Source organism: Pseudoalteromonas luteoviolacea S2607 (assembly GCF_001625575.1).
Lineage (GTDB): Bacteria > Pseudomonadota > Gammaproteobacteria > Enterobacterales > Alteromonadaceae > Pseudoalteromonas > Pseudoalteromonas luteoviolacea_E.
This window is the reverse complement of the sequence record NZ_AUXV01000015.1, coordinates 1-21,697: the sequence shown is the minus strand read 5'-3', so window position 1 is coordinate 21,697 and position 21,697 is coordinate 1. Positions and strand designations below refer to the sequence as shown.

Sequence of the window (21,697 nt, the reverse complement as noted above, 5' to 3'; positions counted from 1 at the left end):
TCACTTAGAATGAATTGGCGGTTCGTTGAATACCATAGAGTGTACCGCCTTGAAAGTAACCAAATGGGCCATAAGATGCAGGGTAAGTGCAAGCACACCTAGCTCCCTGAGCTTGTGCTCCATTGGTGATCTGACAGTTCAAACCGCGAACACCGACGTCGCAAAAGAGTGCCGCTTTACCCTCGGAGCCATCACAGGCAAGCGTATTTGCGTTCCAAATATCCGAAAATGGAATATTGATTGTTCGAAACGATAAGTCTTCTTTGAAGACATTGTAGGCATTTACCATTTGATGAGGGATGGGGATACCAGAGTGGTAGAGCCTTTCGAGCTTGTAAGTAAACTGTCTATCACAACTGTCTTCCCCTTCCTCTCCATAGCGCTCGTAACACAGATCATGCGCTCTGCATGCTGCATCCCATTGGTCAACGGGGCGAGGTTTATAGCCTGTTGTTTCATATGCTGGATAGCTCTTTCCACACCATTTACCGTATACAGGTTGGCAGGTTACGCTAACTTCTTCGCCTGAGGGGGTTCGAACAGTTTGACTTGAAGTACACGCCACTAGAAAAATTGACAGAATGCCTATGTATTGCGCTTGCATCACTAACTTCCTTGGTTGAATTTTATGCAATATTGTAAGTTAGGATATGATGGCGTGTTTTGTCAATTGGCGCAGTGTTTTTAATCAGACTTATCGAAGTATATCTTGTGGGTCAAAGGGGGGCTAAAGAGCGTTGAAGTACTGCTGGGGATCAGGCTAGCTTTTACCAAGGAATGTTTGAATAGGCGTCGTATCCCAGTTTCGCTCTTGTGCTTTACTCAAAGCGGTTTTTGCAATTCGTATCGCTTTACGAGGATCTTTCGGTTGAGTTAATTTAGCTTTAAGTAACAATAACTCTGGATCATTATTATCATTTCCAAGCGCCGTTTCTAGCCATTTTTCTATATCAGGTGACTTGGGAGAATACTTGAAAAGGTGCATCGCAAGCGCTTTAGCAGCTCGTTCGTCATATTCACCAGCAAGTTCATACCAGTGAGTTGCTTTGTGCGGGGCAAAGAGCTCATTGTTGGCATCTGCGTAAAGGGTCGCGAGTTTATATTGAGCCGGTGCAAAAGACAGTGCACTTTGATATAGCCAATTTACGGCCACTTTAAATTGCTCAGCCGAAGGGTTATTAGATATTAACTCTATCGCCAATTTATATTGGGCAATAGGGTAGTTATTTTTGGCCGCTGCCAACAGCATGGTAAGGTGTGCGGTGTCATCACGCCAATGATATTTTAAAAGCTGGCTGGCATTATACTCATCAGAACTCAACCAGTTGGCGACGTAGTATTGAACCTGCGCGTTGCCTTGCTCCGCTGCATCTATATGTCTTTTGATTTCGTTGCGGTAGTCTTTTTGTTGAAAGCCCAGTGTTCTGTGATACTCCTTACCTTTGAAAGTTGTAAAGTGATAGACTAAAGAGTGATTCTTTTTTTCGCTATTAGGCTGATACCGCCAAATGCTCACAGCGTTAACAAGTGCACTCGTAAAAATGTTTTTTGGGTAGCTATCAATGACTTTAATATTTTTTACAGCGCCTGTGATTCCAACGTCAAATTCAAGCCACACCCAACCTTCAATACCTTGCCTAGCAGCTTGCTCAGGGTAGGTAGGTAACTTTTCATATACTTTATTGATGGACTTATCTTTAATTTCGAAATCACTAAAGTTTGGTTCATATTTCTGGCTTATATGAGGGTAACCGAACTGTGCCCTTTTTTGTTCTAAGACCTGCTGGAGCGCTTGCTTGTCTGGATATTGAGTGGCGATGATTTGCGCGGTATTTAAGGATTCAGCAATGCCGTACTCGGCTGCGATTGTAAAATAAGCATAAGCCAGTGATAGGCTTTTTTCGGTACCTTGTCCATGTAATGACATAACCGCTAAATTATATATTGCGTCTCCGTTGCCAACTTCTGCCAGTTTATAAAACTCGCCATAAGCTTTGGTATAGTTTTGCTGCTGGTAAAACTGAGTTGCGGTGAACAGATCTGCAAAACTTACCTTTGGCATCATCGCCAAAAGTAACAAGAGTATTCGAAAAGTCCTATAATGCAGCATGCTAACTAATACGTCACCTTGTTTCGAGAACCACACTTAAAAAGTAGGCGTTAAATTACCAATTGAACAGCGTTAAAATCAGTACCTAAACGACCGATTCTACAGCTTTTACAAACAATTACCATATGGGTAATAGATAAAAAGAAAAGCTGAAGGACTGCAATGCAGTCTTCAGCTTGTGTCTCCTGGGCAGGGAGAGGCCATCCATAGCCAGTGGATCCTGTGTTAGCTATTTACAACGAGGACCTACTTAAAAGTTAAATCGAATCCCGGCTACAAACCTGCGTCCATCAGCATAAACACCAGTCAGTGCTTGCTCGACGCCTTCTTCTTGATAACTGAAGGTATGTTCATCCGTTAAGTTGATAGCTTCGAGCACAACAGCTAGGTTTTCATTGATGTTATAAGTTAGGTTGGCATCAACCTGTCCATAGGCATCAATATAACCTGGCCAGTCATTTCCTGAGTCATAACCTGAACGATGGTTGTAGGAAATTCGACCGCTGAAGTCATCATTCTCATAATAAGCGCTTAGGTTTATTGTGTGCTCGGAGTTTCCTGGGATAGTAACGTCATTACCGTCTTTATCTTTTGCCTCACCATCAACATAGGTATAGTTTGCTGATACACCAAACCCTTCAAGCAACTCTTGCTGATAACCAAACTCTAAACCCTGGATACGGCCAGCTCGACCATTACTTGGACGGCTGATACGAATACGCGTATTGTCGTGTATTTCAAAAGCAGGCGTACTATCTAAGAATGATTGGATGTCTTTATAGAAAAACACCGCAGAGAACAAACCAGCTTCGTTGAAGTACCATTCAATACCAGTATCAAATTGTGTTGCTCTAAATGGATCAATGTCTGGGTTACCACCGGTACCAGTTTGTGTCTCCACATTGTAAGAGGTCGACGCGGTCATACTTGCATAATCAGGTCTAGACATTACCCTTGCAGCACTGAATCGCATTAGTAGATCGTCACTCAGATCTATGGCTAGGTTTAAACTGGGTAAAATATCAAAGTAGTCTTTATCTTGAGTCGTCCAAACTTCTGCGCCAGTTTCACCTGCGAAAGCAGATGACTCTTGCTTGGTGTGCACAAGCCTTACACCTAAGTTACCGCGCATGCCATCTGCATCTATCGTCGTTTTAACATAACCTGCCAAAATCTTCTCATTGATGTCAAAAGTACTGGCTTTTAATACGTCATAGTTCCACGTTAGGGCATCTCCATCACGACGAACTTTATCTGAGTCCGTTATCGCGTACGAACGCAATGTGCCTGAAGAGCCAAGCCCTGAAAGGTAATCATTTGGCATTGCGAGCGAGTAATCAGCAAGGCTCCAACCTAAGTCGGTACGATTAGCCGTTGTGTGCTTGGTATTAAATCTGCTGTGGTCTCTATACTTAACACCCATTTTTACTTCACTAAACACAGCAATATCGATAGGGCGCTTAAAGTCTGCCTGAAAATATGTTTCGTCGTCTTTCGCGTCATTACTATCATAACGCAGGAAACCTAAATCCCATTTGGTACCGTCTTTTGGATCTGCGCCATAGGATGTTTTTATGTCTTCAGCTTGTGATGCGTCGTATGAATGAACGTAGTTGCCAACCCAACCAACTGAACGGTCAGCCTGTGAGCCACCTGTACCTTCGGTATAGCCTAATTGATAAGTCGACTGCCAAATCTCGCCTTCATGCTCAAGTTTTAGGTCGTAAGCTTTAGTTTTAAGTTGTGAGTTTCTTACTTTAGTTTCGTCTAGTATGTTGGTGCCATCAGGCGAGAGGCCCAATGTGCCACCGACAGCCATTTTTCCGACTTTTTCGTGGTCAATGATGGTTATGTCTGTGTATTTAGAATTACCGCGCTCAGGTAACCAAAGAAAGTTTTGGTTTTCATTATCAGCGTCAAGTGTTGAATCTAGTAAATTAAAGGTAACATCAGTGGTTTCGCTTGGTCTGTATTGTAGTGCTAAAGTGATACCCGTTCTAACACGCTCCTGTGAGAACATTGCTGAACCACCACCTCCTGGGCTATACACGTCCTCATGAACCGTGCCGTCCTCAAGAGTAACTGTTCTATCAGCCCAACTCCAAGCTTCAATACCGTCACGACGTAAATTACGCTCCTGTCTAATGACTGAAAAAAGAGCGCCGAATGTTTCGTCATCATTTTTGAAGTTATACATGATGGAAGCTTGAGGATCTGTTTCACCAGACACTTCACTGTATTGGGCTAACAGTGAGCCTGCAATTTTATTTGCTTCTAAATCAAGAGGCTTTCTCGTTTTAACAATGATGGTTCCACCAATTGAGCCCTCATCGATATCAGCTTCTGGTGATTTATAAACCTCTAAACCCGAGACAATTTCTGAAGGCAGCATGGTATAGTTGAAACCACGGCTGGCTGCTGAGTTTGTCCACCAATCTGCTGAGCCGACAGCTTGCCCATTTAAAAGTGTTCTATTCTGGCTTTCGCTAGTACCTCGAATGCTTACTCTTTCACCTTCACCAAAGTTTCGCGTAAGCGATACACCCGTTATGCGCTGCAAAGATTCTGCTACGTTCTGATCGGGAAATTTACCAATGTCCTCGGCTGTTACGGCGTCGACAATTGCATCAGCGTATCGTTTTGTATTAAGAGATTTGACAACACTGCCTCTAATCCCGCGAACTTGTATTACTTCAACTTCTTTTTGTGATGCATTGCTCTCAGCCGCGTATAGCGCGCCTGGAGTGTATAAAGCTGCCCCCATCAATGCTGAGCTTACAGCAACTGCGAGTCTATTTTTGTTTTTTGACATCTTACCATTCCCCTTGGATGTAAATTAAGCGTAACCGCCTCTAGTGCAGTAAAGATTTAACAACAGGGAGGATTGTTAAATCTTGAATGGCTATGAATTAATATGAAACGTAAAAATTAAAAGTGAAAATAAACTAACTTATTGTATAAAAACAATATAAAAACTATTTTGTAACTATTTTGAGTTTATTTAGTAAGTTTACTTATTATCTTTTTGTTCTAATCTCGTTCACATTCACAACTAATAATCCCAAGGTGGTGATTAATTGTATGAAATATCGCCATGACAGGGGGAGATCGAAACTATTAAATGCGGTGAGTCATAAAAGGAGTGAGTAGTTGGGTCACAAAAACACGATGGTGTTGATGTTAAATTCATAGGAAGCAGGGAAAGCCGCATAACTGCGTTTTACATTGTTACGGTCAAATAAAAGTCAGCGTGCAAAAAGCATTGCGAGCATACGAGGTAAGTCAGTGTAACTGATTTACCTCGCATGCTTTGGTATTGCTATAAACTCTTTTTCGGAGGTAGTGCAACGTTCGCAAATATCAAACCTGCAACGAGCGACATAAAGATTAAGAATGTTTGTTGCCCGATATGATCTGCCATAACAAAGCTTTGACCTTCAATCAAGGAGTTTAGCCCGATGTAGGTTTTAGAGCCCGGGACCAGCACAATCAGCCCTTTCATCGTGACGATTGAAGCAGGAGCATTTTCAACACGGTTGAAAATATTACTAAAAATGCCCACTGCAAACGCACCAGCAAATGTTCCAAGAGCATAGTCGAAATATATCGCAGCACTTACAGAAACTGCGTAAGCAATAAACCCAGACGTAATGCACCATGGAATATGTTTTAACTTGGTTTTGAATATAACGACTAAGCTGATACAAAGCAGAAATACCGCTAACCATGCCGTCCATTTTGGTATGGGATCTGGCTGAACAAAGTCTGCTTGGCCAAATACATAGAAGCCAATACTGATACCTAAAAAAGCACCAAAATATAGCTTGAACAACAGCATAAATGCGTCCATGACACGCGCTGTTCCAGATACCAAGTGTCTTGCAGAAAGCTCTGCAAACCCCAGAGCAAGGGCTAGTCCCGGGATAAATACGATAATTGCGGAAAGTACGACTAAGCGAATATTTAATTGTGGGTCAATATATGCGGATACAGCGCACGCAGCTATAGCCGAAGCGATGGCAACCATAGGCTCTAGCATGTGAGTGACTCGTTTAGAGTGTTCTGACCACAATATAAATAGGTATACCAAGATAGAAATGATACCTGACCAAACAACATCACTCCAGCTGGAGCCCATTAACATTGCAAAAGCACCACCTGAGACTGCAAAAGCGAGCGCCATTTGCCACCTCGAGTAGGGGGACTCAGCAGTTTGAATTTGATCTAAATTTTCATCAGCTTCTGCAATAGTTAACTCGCCAGCCAACATCTTGTTGACGACATCGTCGGTATTAGCTAACGAGCCCAAATCATGATCACCTGGCTCAACCCTTGCTACGTGTGTGTACTCTTCCTCGTGTCCGTCAGTCCAAATCACAAATGTGACCGACGTTGGGGACATGACAAAAGATGACTTTAACCCAAGGTGGGTGGCAACTTCCATTAAATGTGCTTCTAAACGAAAAGCAGGTGTACCATATTGGTGAAGCATTTTGCCAAGCTTAACAATAAACTTGCGCTTTTGCGTAAACGTTGCTGAGTTCAACTGAGCAATACCTAATTAGTTGAGTAGTTAAGGGCATGGCCCCATAATTTAAGCGTTTTGTGCTTAAACCCCAAAATACACTAAATATCGTGACTTTAATGATGTAATGTTACTGCTCAATTATGTTGAAAATCTGTATGATTAAGCTAAATAGGCGAAAAGCTCGCCTATCCAGTTTTCTTAATACTTGAGCAGCGCTCATTGTCTTATAAAAAGCGCCGCAGCTGTACGGTGCTAATTTCCATAAAATCAATAATAAGTTACGCCGCGCATTCTAACCAGTTTTGCTGTATTTTCAACGCATTTTGTTTGCGTTTTTTTCTTCAATCCACTGCGACATGTATTGAGTGCTGCGCAATGTATGGTGTTTCAGCATTTGGCCATAAAAATTATTTGTGCGATGCTGTGCAAGTGAGCCTCTAATATCAGCGATTTTGGTTTGTAGCCGTTCCATTAAACGCTGTTGGTCATACCATGTTTGCAGTATTGTAATCCCATTTTTCTGAGCTACCTCAAATTTTGCTTTTTCGGTATATAAGGACACTGCGGCATCAACAAACTCTTCATCGCTTTGCGCTATAACACCATGCCAGGGTAGGGAGCCATGCATCCCTTCTGCACCTACTGGCGTTGTAACGCATGGAGTCTGTGTGATCATCGCTTCAAGAAGCTTCCCTTTGATCCCCGCACCAAATCGAATGGGTGACAGACACACTCTACTTTGTTTCATAACTTCTATCGCATCATCCGCCCATCCTTTAACTAAAAATCCAGTTTTTGGATTGTTGAGTGCCGTTGCTTTTTTGGGCGGGTATGAGCCGTAAATATGCAGTTCTGCCTCAGGTAGGCGTTTCTTAATTGCGGGCCATAGCCGCTGTAGATAAAGGACTGAATCCCAGTTTGGTGCATGGCGAAAATTACCAATGGTCATAAAATGCTGTCGCGCATCAAAGCTTGGTAGATCTGATGGTAGACTCGACAACTCTACAAGAAACGGCAAATGCACCAGCAACGACTCACTGATGTTGAACGTTCGTTTTAATAACTCTAATTCGAAGTCAGATATAATCAGAGAAAGATCGCAACGCAAAATGGCGGCAATTTCTCGCTTAGCAAGCTCTGAATTCAATAGTCTAGACTCATCGAATGCTTCATTTGCTTTTACTGCCTCGTGGCGAGAACCGCGCAAGCATTGTAAGTCTTCAGTGTCGAGAATTTTAAGTGCGTTAGGAGCATGCTTGTCTACACGCCAGCCAAATTGTTCTTCCATCATAAAGCGGTCAAACATGACTATATCTGGTGCGTAGTTTTGAACATATTCGTCGAAAGAGCTGCAATTTAACGCAATTTGTTGGCTTGATATGCCGTACTCATTCAAATTGACCATATGATCGGTTGTTTGAGCTGGGCTGGCAAATTCAACTTGCCAACCTTGAGACTTATAAAACTTAAGTAAGGACATCATATGTACACCCGCTGCCGATGAATTCGGCTCCGGCCATACATATCCAATAACTAAAACTTTGGTCATTTATGAAGATGATTCTCTTATTTGTAGTGTAATATCTACCAGTGTCCTGACCGGTGGCTGTGATTTGTTAAGTATTTCGCTGAGCGCTTGGCAGGTACGTTTACCTATATCGTCTGCATCAATACGAACTGAAGAAAGTGCTGGGCGCATGAGTCTAGAGTCGGCTAAATCATCAAAGCCAATCACTTTGATGTCTTTACCTGGCACGAGATTGTGCTCACGCATCGCTTCAATGGCACCATATGCTATGACATCGCTAAAGCAGACGATAGCTTGTGTATCTGGCGCCACTTGATAAAGTTGGTGAAAAGCATCTCGACCGCCTTGACGGTTGGTTGGTGCGGTAATTTCGTGCGTTTGCGAAGATGAATTGCGAGTGGCAATAGCCGAACGAAAACCAGCGACACGTTCGTGATAATCCGAAATTTCTGTTGTTCCACCTAAAAATGCCAGCTTATCAAGCCCTTTCGCTAACAAATGCTCTGTGGCTAGGTGCGTCCCCTTTTGGTTGTCTGGGAGAATACATGGCGCATCTGCAAATTGAATCTCACGCATTATATTTATAACTGGGAAACCTGAATGTACTAATTGATTGACCCATTCTTTAGTTGTACCTGGTGCCGGAACCATAACAAATGCTGAAACATTGTACTCTTTTAAAGTATTCACTACTTGCTGCTGGCGCTGAAAGTCTTCCCCAGTATTGACTAACATGGGAACCATACCTAATGCATAGATGTGCTTTTCTAAACCGACCGCTAACTGTGCAGAGTAGGGGTTAGTTAAGTCGTTGATGACGACTGCAACAAGGTTTGATTTTTTACTTCTAAGTGCAGCAGCGTCACGATTATAGACATAACCCAGCTTTTCAATTGCTTTTAAGACTTTTTCTTTGCTTTTATCGCTTACTTTATCTGAGTGGGTTAAAACGAGCGAAACGGTAGATTTGGAGACCTGTGCTTCCTTGGCAACATCAAAAATTGTTATTTTTTCTGGCTTTTTGTCGTTGTTCATAAGTGCCTGATCGCATACATTGTGCTGATGACGGTTGCATAGTTTAAACTTTTAATCTTCGACTCTGCAACTTACAATTCAATTGTGTCTCAATTCTCTAAAACAATAGCCTAAAAATCAGATTTTTGAACGTCAAATGTCTCTAAAATACTGCACTTAGCATAAAATCATTATATCATGGTCTGCTATGGGAATTAGAAAAGGGTTTTCAGAAGTGATAAATACCACCGGTTCATTATTGTTTACTGCAACGCTGTTTATGTTTGCGCTTTCCTTGTTTCACAGTAGTGCAACGAACGCAACGGAGTACAAAAAACCATCATCAGAAATTGCGGAGTTTGTGAACAAATATAGTGTGCCGGAAGCATTGGTGGGGCCTAAAGGTCGTTGGATGGCACTTTTGGATGAAGCGCCACTAAATCAGCTCCCAAACACTACAACCAAACATTTGTTGGGCGTTGATTTTAACCCGCTTAGTACGATGCACGCTGATATTCCCAGATACTCTCGAATCTCATTTAAGCATATTGATACAGGCGCCGTAATTAGTCCAACAGGGATTCCCGATGGCAGAATTTTGCATCCTTCATGGAGCGCGAGTGGTCGACACTTAGCTTTCATTTTGGAAACTGAACAGGCTGCCCATTTGTGGGTATTTGATATTAAGCAAAAAAAGAGCCGTATTTTGTCTCAGTTTGCATTAAATGGATTCACAATAAGCAAGCCTTTTGAATGGTTAGCCGATGGCTCTGGATTAATCGCTAATATTAAATTGAATCGTGGAGTGACGGAGCCTGCACCTAATGCAGTACGTATTTCTCAGTCTCCTTTAGTCGTCAATTCTACTGCTAGCTTCAATAACATAGATAAAGCACAATTTGGGCCTGTGCAGCAAGATGAGTTTAAAACCTATGCTTTTACTCAGCTTTACAAGCTTTCATTACAAGGCGGGGCAGTAGCAATTGGTCAGCCTGCTTACTTTAGCGACTTTAGTGCCTCTCCCGACGCCACCAATTTACTGGTCGCTATGATGGACATAAGTAGGTTGTCACAAATGCAGGTGGTTGATTTTAAAGAACAAAACAATAGCGTTTGGCAGATCTGGGGTATGCGTGGGGTGCCTTTGTACGAAGTGTATAGACCTCAAAAAAGCCTGCAAGGCACGGACAGGCTCTCTCAACCCTTTGTAGAAACAACTGTAAGAAGAGCCTTTAAATGGCGTGCAGATAAAGGCGCTACGCTGATTTGGGCCCAGTCGAGTGACAATGATGATAATGAAAGCTTATATAGTATTTCTGCGCCGTTTAAACGCACACCAAGACATTACGCGGATACAGATGGGCGCGTATCTCACATTTTGTGGGGGGACAACCAGTTAGGCGTGTTAGTTATGAATGAGGCAAATGGTAAAAAGGTCTATTATGCCTTTTCACCATTAACCCCAAACCGCTCTCGTGTTGAATTACAGCTATTTGATGATTTAAAACGCGGCGCTAAACGTGAACTTATTTTCACAAAAAATGATCTTGGGGTTGATGTTTTAAGGGTTGCAGGTGGCCGATACTTATTCGTAAAGGGCACCAATAGAAATAATGGACAAGATGAACCTTTCTTATCAAGGTTTGATGCGAAAGGTAATTTGTTTACACCTATTTGGCAGGCTAATGCACCATACTTTGAGCAAGTAATCGACGTTATTTCTGACGATGGTATGCGCTTTGTAACACGAAAAGAGTCTAAAAGTAATCCTGCAAATTACTTTTCTAGAAATCTGACTTTTGACACGGTTGAGCAGTTGACAAGAAGTGCACACCCTTATCCGAGCATGCAAAACATAAGCAAAGAGCTTATGAGTTTTAATGTTGGAAGTGGACGTATAGTTGAGGGGGATTTCTATTTGCCTAACAGCTTCGATCCGAGTAATGGGCGGATCCCGGTACTGATCTGGATAAATGCTCAGGCACCGATAGACAAAACTGAGATTAAATCCCCTTACTTATTTGCTCAGCAAGATGCTTTGAGTGGGGTGCCATTTGTTCATGAAGGGTATGCAGTACTAAATGTACACAACTTACCATTACTCAGTGCACAGCTACAAGGAGAAGAGTTAGCAAAACAGTTACGAGACAGTGCTGACGTAATTGTATCAACACTGATTGCGCAAGGTATTGCAGATAAAGATAAAATAGCAATTGGTGGGCATGGTTTGGGGGCAACCGCTGTTGTTAATTTACTCGCGCAGACAAATTTGTTTGTGACAGGCATAGCTCGAAGTGGTACCTACAATTTCACGCTAACGCCTTTCGCGTTTGGTCAAGATGAGCACAGCTTATGGCAAAACCAATCTAGGTACATAAATAACTCAGTGATATTTAAAGCCGATAAAATTAATACGTCGCTGATGTTAGTACATGGTTATCAAGACAAGAGTAAAGGGAGCTTTGCGGTTCAATCCGAGAGACTGTTTAGCGCGATGAACGATTTAGGCAAATCGGTAAAATTGGTAATGCTCCCGCAAAGTGGCCACATTTACACAGAGCAGGCAGAAGTGCTACACATGCTTTATGAGCAGTCGAAGTGGTTGCAACTTCACTTCGAACCACTCCCAACTATAGAAGAAACAGACACAATACCTGACGTTTTAAGGTTTGAACTCCCAGAACCTCAGCAAGAGTTTCAATATCCGTCTCCTTGGAATCAATAATGAGAAAAGGCCCTATCGGGCCTTTTCTTGAATAGTGAAAAATGCTTTACATCACTCTTTTTGAGTAATAGAGCTACCCAAAGAAGCGGCAATAACCATTGCAATTGCGAACCATTGCCAGATTGTTAGTAACTCTCCAAGTATCATTAAGCCGGCTAAAGCTGCAATTGCCGGCTCTAAGCTCATCATAATGCTGAAGCCTTGCGCAGGCATATTGCGCAGTGCAACCATTTCTAAGCTGAAGGGCAGAGCGCTAGACAAAAGGCCTATGGCAATCCCTAATGGGATTAATTGCCAATCAAGTAAGGCCAACCCCTGTGACGCTACGCCAAAGGGAACGACTGCAAAGGCTGCGACGCTCATGCCCAAGGCAACAGTGATGCCGCCAGAACCTTGGCCACCACTTTTTTTACCAAAGATGATATAGCCTGCCCAGCATGCGCCTGCAATTAGGGCTAAGATAACGCCAATTGGATCCAGTCCATCAACTTCACTCATATCTGGTAATAGCATCAAAATCCCAGCTATGGCGAGCAATACCCAAAGGTAGTCACGCTTTCTCTTAGAAGAAAATAACGCAACCGCAAGTGGGCCCGTAAATTCAAGTGCAACCCCAATTCCCAAAGGTATGCGCTCTATCGCATAATAAAAAGTCAAATTCATTATACCTAGCGACAAACCATAAAGGGTGACCGGTCTCCAGTTCGCAGGCAACTTTCGCCAAGGTCTAAAAACTAGGCACAAAATCAGCGCTGAAAACCCGAGTCTGTATGCTGTTGTACCTTCAGGGCCCACATACGGGAAAAGTTGTTTCGCGATTGATGCGCCAGACTGAATAGTCACCATAGCGAGAAGGAGACAAGCAATCGCATACAAAAAACGCCTATCCAAAATTTGCATTGATACACCTATTGGCTTTAAGAGGGCGGTAGTCTAATGCTTTAGACCATCACACTCAATGGTTTTGTATACATTATTCCTTTATTGCGTTTTTTCTATCTTTCGATGTTTGCCCTGTGTATTTATTGTGTTTTTTAGGTTGATACTTTGTGTTCTGGGCTTGGATCTTTGCAACAAATTATTACATAAATCCAGGCTTCTATATTTCAGCTATGTCTGCTCTGAGGCTAAAAAAGCTTGCCATGCTTTTTCATGGGCTGACATTTGTTTATGCTTTTTTGATGAATAGTGGGCTTGTTTGTCTTGCTCTGTTAAAAATGGTCCAGCTCTACACATACCGCAATGCGAATCACAGAGGTAATCGGGTATTACTAATGATTGAGCTGTGTCGGTTTGGGATGACCAAAAATAGCTGATCCCACGTGTATCCTTAACATGTTTGTCCCTGTCCACATTCCTGATTTTATAATTGGGAAAGAGGTCTATGTTGAAATCTGTCTGTCCTAAGTAGTTAATATTGAGCCCCTGATGTAAGGTTTGCTCTAGGTTCCATTCACAATAAGGTTTGACGTCCTTTGACGTGATAATACTGAGCATTGGACCTTGCTTATCGAGGGCAATGGACTGAGAGTTAACTAAAAAGTAGCGCAACAAACGTCGGTTTAGCGTGTTAATACTCAATTGACTTTGTTTGAATTCGTCATGAGACGTAAAAGCGGGTATTAAAGGAAACTGGAAAATAACAGCGTCAAATTGCTGTCGTCCTAGACGGTGCCAAGAGTCGACATCGGTTACATCAAACTCGGTGAGTACTTGCACACCGGCTTTGAGCAGATTGTCCATAGCATGCTCTTGGTATTTTTCACGTAAAGCTGATTCACTGTCATAAATACTCGCGACCAGTGATGTGGGTTTAAGGTGTTTTTGGATGGAATAGGAGAAGCTTAGGTCGCCATCTCCTACTGTAAGAATTCGCCACTGCGGGTTCAGCTTCATAAAAAACTACTGGTTATTCAAAACGCGTAATTATACCAAACCAAACTACATGGTGAAGCGCAATTTGTGTAATCTTATTAGATTTTAATTGTGCTATAGCGATACGCTCTTAAGTTCATCCAATAAGTGCATTACGTCAATACTGGCTTGCTCCATTCTATTTAGCTGCTGCACAGCACCTTGTTTATCACCGCTTTTAAATTTAGTGACCGCTTCAACGCCTGCCTTGTGCACCTCTTTGTGCGGTTGCTCTAAGCGTCGATAAGCCGAGTTATCTGAATATAGTTTAGCACCGTCGCCTGCTATCCATTTGCCCAGCCGACATGATGTATGATCGGCAAAGTCCGTAACAGCCTTATGACTGATGCCCGTGATGACATTATAAACTTCACTTTTCCATACCACATGATCAAGCTTGACCGTTTGGATAAATGTTTGCTGGGTTGCGTTAGAAATCGTGTGTCTCATCGAGCCGCAACTTGTAACGATTTGGCCGTATTCATCGTTTAAGTGTTCAATACTACTTGAAAGCACTTTATTAGAATCTTGAATAACCGACACATCTTTTACAGTTAGTTGTGTGGTATCAATAATTTTAGTTACCAAGTCAGAAACTTCGTTTGCTGATGCATTAGTGTTATTAGCCAGCGCGCGCACTTCATCTGCGACCACGCTGAAGCCTCTTCCTGCTTCACCCGCCCGTGCAGCTTCGATCGCCGCATTTAAAGCCAGTAAATTGGTTTGATCTGAGATTTTAGATATGGTGGAAACAAAGGTATGAATATTGTCTGCCATATGTGACAAGCCAGATATATTATCGGTCATACTGGACATGTTTTCAGAAAGCTTACCCATACCTGAAAGGATTTTAGCTAAGGACTCTTCTGAAGTTTCAAAAGATTGATTGACCTCTGATATTGCGCTGCTGTCTTGCTCAATATTCAAAAAGCTTTGCAATACGGTTTCTCTGATCCCTTGAATTTGGTTCATACCAGATAATGCGCATTGCAGCAGTTGGTTATCGGTGTTGTCATTTAACTGTGCTTGAGCTTCTATGAGTTGCTCTTGAAGTCTCTGGTTTTCAGCTTCCAACCTTTGATTTTCTTGAACTTGCGCAGCAAGCTCTGATTTTATGTGGTGTAGCTCTTCCTTAAAATCGGTGTTAGAGAATAAGTTGTTAAACACTGATTTAGTCCCCTTTATCTTTTCGCTTATTTTGCGTGAGTGCGTTGCAAACAATCGCCACGCGACTCGTTAATAATTTAAAACAATGTATACATTGCATTGTTTGCTATTGTGACACAAATTTTTTATGAAGTATTTTATATGTGTTGGTGTAGATCTATTTTTATGTAAATTAAAATATATCAGCCAGATATACAATAAAGAGGTAGGAATGGGTAAATACGATGCTTTACCCTTGTCTTGGTCTAGAGCGTACGGATTTTAAACTTTTATTGTTATACATTGCAGCGTCTGCCAAGTGGAGTAGTTTGTCAGGCGCAGTATCAGGGTCAGTGTCAGTATGACCTATACTGAGCCCGACACCGAACTCGAAAACTTCTTCAAGGAGTTTTTTTCTGAGCTGCTCATCATCATTTTGATCTAGAGAGCCAAATGCAACAAATTCGTCACCGCCTATTCTAAAACAGTTATCTTGTCCGAATACTTCGTTTAATGAGGTTGCGATTTTTTTTAAAATGGCATCACCACAATTGTGTCCAAATTTATCATTAGCACACTTAAAGTCATCTAAATCAAAATAAAAAAGAGTCGGGTGTTGACGGCAAAGTGTATTAAATTGTGTAAAACAGGCTCTGCGGTTACCTATTTTAGTTAACTCATCATGCGTTGCATCAAACTTTAGCTTGTCTTCAAGCTGTTTGCGTTGATGTATTTCATTATTGAGCTGGGTTATGGTTTCGCGTTTACGCACTATCATAGTGTATAGCGCATAACAAATGAGCAAAAAGCCTAATTGCTTAAAGGAAGTATCAAGCACAATGACTGGTAATATATCAACAGCAATAAAGTCATCTAGTAAATCAAGTAATAAGCCAAAGCAATAAATGCCCCAAGCGCAAATTAAGACGCGATTTTTAAGGTGTGGTGCTGAATACACGATCATCGTTGACGCAATACTGAACCAGAATAACTCCTCTAGTGAGTCGAGTAAGTCGCCCGGCTGTTCCTGCATCCAGATATAAAACCCAAAAACGAAGACCCAAATCGCGGCATAAAGCAGCTTTTGATACATAAATTGCACTCCCAACGCTACCCTCTAACTTATAGCAGCTATCGCCTTGATTTGCTCGCCTGCAAATAAACTTACTACAATTATTCAGTCGCTTAAAATAATTATTTTTATCTCAGGAAGGCCCTAACTAGGTCATTAGGGCTATTTCTGTGGCGTGTGAGTGTTTTAAATTAATTTTCACACTCCTGACACTATTTCGTCATGGTAATCTATCAGGTTGAGAACTTGTAGCTTTTTTACATTGCATTAAAAGAATAGTTGAAGCGTAAAACCCTCTGAGCTTCGGAGGGATTATTCTATCTAGTTAATTCAATAGCTTGAGATATCATGAACAAGTGAGAAACAAATACAACGGATGTTAAAATAAAACGCATTTGTTTATAGTCTTTGTGCGTTTCTTGCCATTTGGGCATTGCTTTTTCTGTCCAAAGAACTACCCAAAAGCAAGCGGCTAAGTAACTAAGTATCAATGTTGGTGACAAAAACGAGAGTAATGGAAAAGGGATCACAGTAGCTACTGCGAATACCGCATGTGACTTCGGTTGTTCACCTGCTCGCCACAAAGTACCTGCCATAAATGCAAGTATACCCATACTGTAATAGCTAAATACGTCGACTAAAGATTCAGAACTGCCCAGCATGAGTGTTGCGGCAATACACAGTAAAAACGGTACGAAGCCCAAGTAGCCTAGTTGTATGTGGTTGAAATATGGATGCATAAATACTCTTTTCTTATGTGGTTTAAGGTGTTCGGCTGTATATCAGCAACTGGTACAGATGAACGGCTGTGCTAATGCACTTGTTTCATTTCTACGTGTTGATTATACCTAAGGTTTAATTTGCTTTTCAGATTATTCAATCAAATTATTCGATAGCAATGATAGTTTTAATCAATTTTATTTAATTCATGCAAGCTTATATCTTTGTGTTCAAGCAAAGCCACTACGGCTTAAAACAAAATTACATACTTCTTAAAGAGGATAGTTATGAGCACTTCATTGATTAACACAAAACTTTTACCTTTTAACGCGACGGCTTACCACAAAGGAGACTTTGTAGATGTGTCTGAGCAAAACTTACTAGGTAAATGGAGCATTGTTTTCTTTTACCCAGCAGATTTTACCTTTGTATGTCCAACTGAACTTGGCGATCTGGCTGATCATTACGCCCAACTACAAGAAATGGGTGTAGAAGTTTACTCGGTGTCTACCGATACACACTTCACTCACAAAGCTTGGCATGATGCGTCAGATACCATTAAGAAAATCGAATTCCCAATGATTGGCGACCCAACAGGCAAAATTACTCGCAATTTTGGAGTAATGATTGAAGAAGAAGGCCTGGCGCTACGTGGCACATTTGTTATTAATCCAGAAGGTGAAATTAAAGTTATTGAAACTCACGATTTGGGAATTGGACGCAGTGCAAAAGAGCTTGTTCGCAAAGTACAAGCAGCTCAATACATTGCAACGCATGATGGTGAAGTTTGTCCTGCTTCTTGGCAACCAGGTGAAGAAACTTTAGCGCCTTCTCTTGATTTAGTAGGCAAAATCTAAGTCGCTACTTGCCTTAAGCCTGCTGGCGCTTGCTAGCAGGCAAGCCCCTGAAATTTGCTTCTTCGCTTTACAGCAAGTATGTGCTTAGCGTTTCAATGAGGAATTATAAATATGTTAGATGCGCAAATTAAAAGTCAGTTAAAAGAGCACTTTAAACAAATAACATCACCAATCGAGCTGAAAATTGCATTGGACAGTAGCAATAAATCCAATGAACTAAACTCGCTAGCTCAAGATCTTGTTTCGTTGAGCGAACACATTTCGGTGGTCGAAAACTACGATATGAATGCTAGACGACCTTCACTTGTTGTTAGCTCGAAAAATACGAGTACGCAAATTAGCTTTGCTGGTGTTCCAATGGGCCATGAATTTACGAGTTTAGTACTTGCGTTGCTGCACAGTGGTGGACACCCCGCTAGATTGAATAGTGACGAACTTGAAGTGATTCAGTTAATTGATCGGCCTCTAAACTTTGAAGTGTACGTATCTTTGAGTTGTCAGACGTGCCCTCAGGTTGTACAAGCGCTTAATACCTTAGCTGCAAATAACGCCAACATCTCAACAACCATGGTAGATGGCGCACTGTTTCAAGACGAAGTAGAGGCACGCAATATCATGGCTGTACCCAGCGTGTATTTAAATGGTGAGCTATTCAGCCAAGGCGCGGTAAGTCTATCAGATATCCTAAAAAAATTAGACGGCAATTCGGCTCAAAAGGAAGTCGAAAAACTTAATGGCAAGGCGCCTTTTGACGTGCTGGTGATTGGCGGAGGGCCTGCGGGTGCATCCGCTGCGGTATATGCAGCAAGAAAGGGTCTGAATACTGGGGTTGTAGCTGAGCGATTTGGTGGTCAGGTCGCTGATACGATGAGTATCGAAAACTTTATCTCTGTTAAAGAGACTGAAGGGCCTAAATTAGTCGCGCAATTAGAGCAACATGTTAAACAATACGACGTTGATATTATGACGAGCAACAGGGTTGCTAATATCGAGCGCAATGAGTATCTGGATATCGAATTAGAAAATGGCGCAAAATTGACAGCGAAGTCTGTCGTTATCTCCACAGGCGCGCGTTGGAGATCTGTCAATGTGCCCGGTGAAGCAGAATATAAAGGCAGGGGAGTTGCTTATTGCCCACATTGTGATGGCCCTTTATTCAAAGGAAAGCCGGTGGCAGTCATTGGTGGCGGTAATTCAGGTATTGAAGCTGCAATAGATCTTGCAAATATCACAGAGCACGTCACTGTTTTAGAGTTTGCGAATGATTTAAAAGCTGATCAGGTTTTGATAGAAAAAGCACGCAGCCTCGCTAACGTTACAATTCACACTAATGTACAGACCACTGAAATTGTAGGTGATGAGCAAAAAGTGACAGGGCTCAAGTACATTGAGCGAAGTACTCAACAAGCGCAGTCAATCTTGGTCGCTGGCGTTTTTGTTCAAATCGGATTAGTCCCAAATTCAGAGTGGTTGAAAAATACACAAATAAAATTAAACCAATTTGGTGAAATTGAAATTGACGGTAAAGGGTCTACTAATATACCAGGTGTTTTCGCCGCTGGTGACGTTACTACGAGCCCGTTTAAACAAATTGTTATCGCTATGGGAAGCGGTGCAACAGCGAGCTTAGGCGCATTTGATTACTTAATCCGAGCACAGGATTCTGCCAATCAAGCTGCTTAAATATTCCCTTTGGTAAGGTGCAGTCATCTTGCCCGACTTAATTCATTGCAATACACCCATGCAATGTGTCTCCAGCCACGCTTTTATGCGTGGCTTTTTTTATGTATTTCATCAATGCTGCTGATGAAATAATTTATATTTTCACGTAAGTTATTTTATATCTAATAATAGCTAGTTAAGATATATCCTATTACTATCAAATTTAGCTATTTGGTTACTGTTTTATTGTCAATTTATTGTTTTTAATAGATTTTGCTGATTGACGATACAAAGTGGTTATGGAAGAATGCGCAACGTTAATTGCATAACAATAAATAAAGAATATGGAATTTATTAATCATAATTATGGATTATTAAAACAACATTTGCCGCATGATTTTTATCGCCAGCTGTTGTGCCAAAATACTAAAGACACTCAAGTCTATCAAAATAATTTTTATGGCTCTGACGCAAAAAAAAGTTGCGAAGAGCAAGTTTCACTTTTTTTAAAGCACCCAACGCATCTGCGATTAAATTACCTTTCTGATAATGCAACAAAGAATACCCATCAAAAATGTATCAATGCACTCAATTTGGTTGCAAAAGAACTAGGTTGCAACCCCAGCTCTAAACCGCAAAGGGGGACTTTGATCGTACTCGGGCTTGGTGCTGGATATCATATTCATAAATTGCTCTCATTAATTCATTATACTGATGTGATTGTTGTTGAATCTAATATAGAGCAGTATGCAACAGCATGTGCAAATATCGATCTAAACAGTATTGAGCGTGAATGTAAAAAACGTCATGGCTCTCTTACTTTTTTCAACCCGACTAGCTATGAGCAATTCATTGCAGAATTAAGAGCGTATGTAATTAAAAGGGGCGCTAATACATTAGTAGACATCAGTTTATATCGACATTACAGCACGCCTTTATTTGACCAAGTTTATATGGAGTTCAAGCAATGGCGCAATAACTTAGCGAGTATGTGGGGGTTTTTCGAAGATGAATTATTAGGCCTTACTCACAGTATAGAAAATAGCAAGCTTTGTGTAGTGAATAGTCACGAAAATGTGTTCAGTGACTTTTCCAATGTACCTGTGGGCATAGTTGGAAATGGTCCGTCGCTAGACAAAAACCTAAAAAAGTTGCGACACGACTCGGAGAATATTATTATCGCCTCATGCGGTACTGCACTCGGTGCATTACTGAAAGAGGGGATTATTCCTGACTTTCATATAGAAATGGAACGAACGGCAGCTAACTATTACCTAAAAGAGCGCCAGTTAACGGATCCCAGATTAAAAGATGTGGTCTTGATTACTTTAAGCACTGTCTTTCCAAAACTCATCAACCAGTTTCATCATAAAATTGTATTTACCAAAGGAAACGATCTAGGTAGTAAGCTATTTTCAAATGGGTTAACAGCTATTAAACCGCTTTATCATTGCAACCCGACAGTTACCAATATGGCAGCTACGGCATTTTCACGTTTAGGATTCAACAAGCTTATTTTACTGGGATGTGATTATGGTTACGTAGATCCAAACGCGCACCATAGCCAGCTGTCAGACTACTTTAATAGTGCAAGTGATTTATCTCAGGCTAAATTTGATGCGGAATTAAAGGTAAGGGGGAATTTTAGAGAATATGTATATTCTTCTCGCATTTTTAATGAAGCGAGGCTTGCTCAAGAGCAGTTAATTAAGTTGACCCCTAAATTAGAGGTGTCTAATACCAGTGATGGCGCGTTAATTAAAGGGGCAAAGTCTATAAATTATGACGAACTTGCCATTGAAATGTGTGAAAAACATAAAGTTATGCATGACGTTTTCACTTATACTCAAACCAGTGAAAGGACTCGCACACATAGCATTGGCTTTCTTGCAGAAGTTATAACGTCCATAAATGCTTTGCAAAGCAAAATTCAATCAGCACCATCAATTGTTGATATTCTTAATGAACTGAACTTTTTTGTTCAAACCTTATATGCCAATCATAATCAAATAAATAAGCTACTTTTGAGTGGTACAATTAAATATGTAGTGTCAACGATTGCTAGCCATATTAACCATTTACCTACTAATCAGTGGCCTCAGTATGCATCAAAGGCACGTGACTATATAGACACTATGCTTACTGAAGTCCGTCAAAAACTCTCTCCAATAGCAACTTGAATTAAGGGAAATTAATGAAGTTTAATTTAAAAACAGTTTTGCCAATCGCATTGGTTGCAGCTCACTCGGGAAAAGCGATTTCACAAACGATTGAATACTATATCGAAGACCAAAAGCCAGCCCAAGTTGGCCAAGGCTTCAATAATTCAGAATTTAATAGTTTTCAAAGTGCAGGCGATTCATTTGGTGCAGGTGATTCATTTGGTGCAGGTGATTCATTTGGTGCAGGTGATTCATTCGG

16 protein-coding genes are annotated in these 21,697 nt (G+C 41.3%); 5 read left to right on the top strand and 11 right to left on the bottom strand.

From position 1 onward, the window contains the following. Window positions 1–4: 4 nt before the first annotated feature. From N480_RS09050 to N480_RS09025, 6 genes are all read right to left on the bottom strand, one after another. Window positions 5–604, bottom strand: a complete 600-nt coding sequence (locus N480_RS09050; RefSeq protein ID WP_063372189.1) for a hypothetical protein — start codon at window positions 602–604, stop codon at window positions 5–7. Between the two features lie 156 nt (window positions 605–760). Then, window positions 761–2,110, bottom strand: coding sequence for a TonB family protein (locus tag N480_RS09045; protein ID WP_081231811.1), 1,350 nt, complete (start codon window positions 2,108–2,110; stop codon window positions 761–763). Between the two features lie 250 nt (window positions 2,111–2,360). After that, window positions 2,361–4,922, bottom strand: a complete 2,562-nt coding sequence (locus N480_RS09040) for a TonB-dependent receptor (RefSeq protein WP_063372187.1) — start codon at window positions 4,920–4,922, stop codon at window positions 2,361–2,363. A gap of 507 nt (window positions 4,923–5,429) precedes the next feature. Then, on the bottom strand, window positions 5,430–6,656 hold the full coding sequence (locus tag N480_RS09035) for a threonine/serine ThrE exporter family protein (protein ID WP_081231810.1): 1,227 nt from the start codon (window positions 6,654–6,656) through the stop codon (window positions 5,430–5,432). Window positions 6,657–6,951: 295 nt separating this feature from the next. Further along, complete coding sequence (locus tag N480_RS09030; RefSeq protein WP_063372186.1) at window positions 6,952–8,187, bottom strand: glycosyltransferase; 1,236 nt, start codon at window positions 8,185–8,187, stop codon at window positions 6,952–6,954. Beyond that, complete coding sequence (locus N480_RS09025; RefSeq protein WP_063372185.1) at window positions 8,188–9,201, bottom strand: LacI family DNA-binding transcriptional regulator; 1,014 nt, start codon at window positions 9,199–9,201, stop codon at window positions 8,188–8,190. It lies immediately after the preceding gene. A 187-nt stretch (window positions 9,202–9,388) separates the two neighbouring features. Here N480_RS09025 and N480_RS09020 point away from each other — a divergent pair, with 187 nt between their 5' ends. Further along, window positions 9,389–11,905 (top strand): prolyl oligopeptidase family serine peptidase, encoded by a 2,517-nt coding sequence (locus N480_RS09020; RefSeq protein WP_063372184.1) that lies wholly within the window; start codon window positions 9,389–9,391, stop codon window positions 11,903–11,905. A gap of 51 nt (window positions 11,906–11,956) precedes the next feature. Here N480_RS09020 and N480_RS09015 read toward each other — a convergent pair whose 3' ends face one another. The 5 genes from N480_RS09015 to N480_RS08995 all read right to left on the bottom strand — a co-directional run bounded on the left by N480_RS09015 (window position 11,957) and on the right by N480_RS08995 (window position 16,777). Then, window positions 11,957–12,805, bottom strand: coding sequence for an EamA family transporter (locus N480_RS09015; RefSeq protein WP_063372183.1), 849 nt, complete (start codon window positions 12,803–12,805; stop codon window positions 11,957–11,959). A 210-nt stretch (window positions 12,806–13,015) separates the two neighbouring features. Beyond that, on the bottom strand, window positions 13,016–13,801 hold the full coding sequence (locus tag N480_RS09010) for a class I SAM-dependent methyltransferase (RefSeq protein WP_063372182.1): 786 nt from the start codon (window positions 13,799–13,801) through the stop codon (window positions 13,016–13,018). Between the two features lie 93 nt (window positions 13,802–13,894). Further along, on the bottom strand, window positions 13,895–14,986 hold the full coding sequence (locus N480_RS25910) for a methyl-accepting chemotaxis protein (RefSeq protein ID WP_063372181.1): 1,092 nt from the start codon (window positions 14,984–14,986) through the stop codon (window positions 13,895–13,897). A 229-nt stretch (window positions 14,987–15,215) separates the two neighbouring features. Continuing rightward, complete coding sequence (locus tag N480_RS09000) at window positions 15,216–16,058, bottom strand: GGDEF domain-containing protein (RefSeq protein WP_081231809.1); 843 nt, start codon at window positions 16,056–16,058, stop codon at window positions 15,216–15,218. A gap of 296 nt (window positions 16,059–16,354) precedes the next feature. Next, window positions 16,355–16,777 (bottom strand): DUF3429 domain-containing protein, encoded by a 423-nt coding sequence (locus N480_RS08995; protein ID WP_063372180.1) that lies wholly within the window; start codon window positions 16,775–16,777, stop codon window positions 16,355–16,357. A 267-nt stretch (window positions 16,778–17,044) separates the two neighbouring features. Here N480_RS08995 and ahpC point away from each other — a divergent pair, with 267 nt between their 5' ends. From ahpC to N480_RS08975, 4 genes are all read left to right on the top strand, one after another. Next, window positions 17,045–17,614 carry an alkyl hydroperoxide reductase subunit C gene (gene ahpC / locus N480_RS08990; protein ID WP_063372179.1) on the top strand — a complete coding sequence of 190 codons (570 nt, stop codon included), beginning with the start codon at window positions 17,045–17,047 and terminating at the stop codon, window positions 17,612–17,614. A gap of 111 nt (window positions 17,615–17,725) precedes the next feature. After that, window positions 17,726–19,297, top strand: a complete 1,572-nt coding sequence (gene ahpF, locus N480_RS08985; protein WP_063372178.1) for an alkyl hydroperoxide reductase subunit F — start codon at window positions 17,726–17,728, stop codon at window positions 19,295–19,297. A gap of 323 nt (window positions 19,298–19,620) precedes the next feature. After that, the gene (locus tag N480_RS08980; RefSeq protein WP_063372177.1) at window positions 19,621–21,456 is read left to right on the top strand and encodes a motility associated factor glycosyltransferase family protein; all 1,836 of its coding nucleotides are present in this window, start codon (window positions 19,621–19,623) and stop codon (window positions 21,454–21,456) included. A 14-nt stretch (window positions 21,457–21,470) separates the two neighbouring features. After that, window positions 21,471–21,697: hypothetical protein (locus N480_RS08975; RefSeq protein ID WP_196761468.1), on the top strand; the 227-nt coding region annotated here is incomplete at its 3' end.

What these genes read in the sequence shown, in the direction of transcription:
- N480_RS09020 (WP_063372184.1), top strand. Translation starts at nt 9,389, where the DNA reads ATGGGAATTAGAAAAGGGTTTTCAGAAGTGATAAATACCACCGGTTCA.
- N480_RS08980 (WP_063372177.1), top strand. Translation starts at nt 19,621, where the DNA reads ATGGAATTTATTAATCATAATTATGGATTATTAAAACAACATTTGCCG.
- N480_RS09045 (WP_081231811.1), bottom strand. Translation starts at nt 2,110, where the DNA reads ATGCTGCATTATAGGACTTTTCGAATACTCTTGTTACTTTTGGCGATG.
- ahpC (WP_063372179.1), top strand. Translation starts at nt 17,045, where the DNA reads ATGAGCACTTCATTGATTAACACAAAACTTTTACCTTTTAACGCGACG.
- N480_RS09040 (WP_063372187.1), bottom strand. Translation starts at nt 4,922, where the DNA reads ATGTCAAAAAACAAAAATAGACTCGCAGTTGCTGTAAGCTCAGCATTG.
- N480_RS09025 (WP_063372185.1), bottom strand. Translation starts at nt 9,201, where the DNA reads ATGAACAACGACAAAAAGCCAGAAAAAATAACAATTTTTGATGTTGCC.
- N480_RS09015 (WP_063372183.1), bottom strand. Translation starts at nt 12,805, where the DNA reads ATGCAAATTTTGGATAGGCGTTTTTTGTATGCGATTGCTTGTCTCCTT.
- N480_RS09010 (WP_063372182.1), bottom strand. Translation starts at nt 13,801, where the DNA reads ATGAAGCTGAACCCGCAGTGGCGAATTCTTACAGTAGGAGATGGCGAC.
- N480_RS09050 (WP_063372189.1), bottom strand. Translation starts at nt 604, where the DNA reads ATGCAAGCGCAATACATAGGCATTCTGTCAATTTTTCTAGTGGCGTGT.
- N480_RS08995 (WP_063372180.1), bottom strand. Translation starts at nt 16,777, where the DNA reads ATGCATCCATATTTCAACCACATACAACTAGGCTACTTGGGCTTCGTA.
- N480_RS09030 (WP_063372186.1), bottom strand. Translation starts at nt 8,187, where the DNA reads ATGACCAAAGTTTTAGTTATTGGATATGTATGGCCGGAGCCGAATTCA.
- ahpF (WP_063372178.1), top strand. Translation starts at nt 17,726, where the DNA reads ATGTTAGATGCGCAAATTAAAAGTCAGTTAAAAGAGCACTTTAAACAA.
- N480_RS09000 (WP_081231809.1), bottom strand. Translation starts at nt 16,058, where the DNA reads ATGTATCAAAAGCTGCTTTATGCCGCGATTTGGGTCTTCGTTTTTGGG.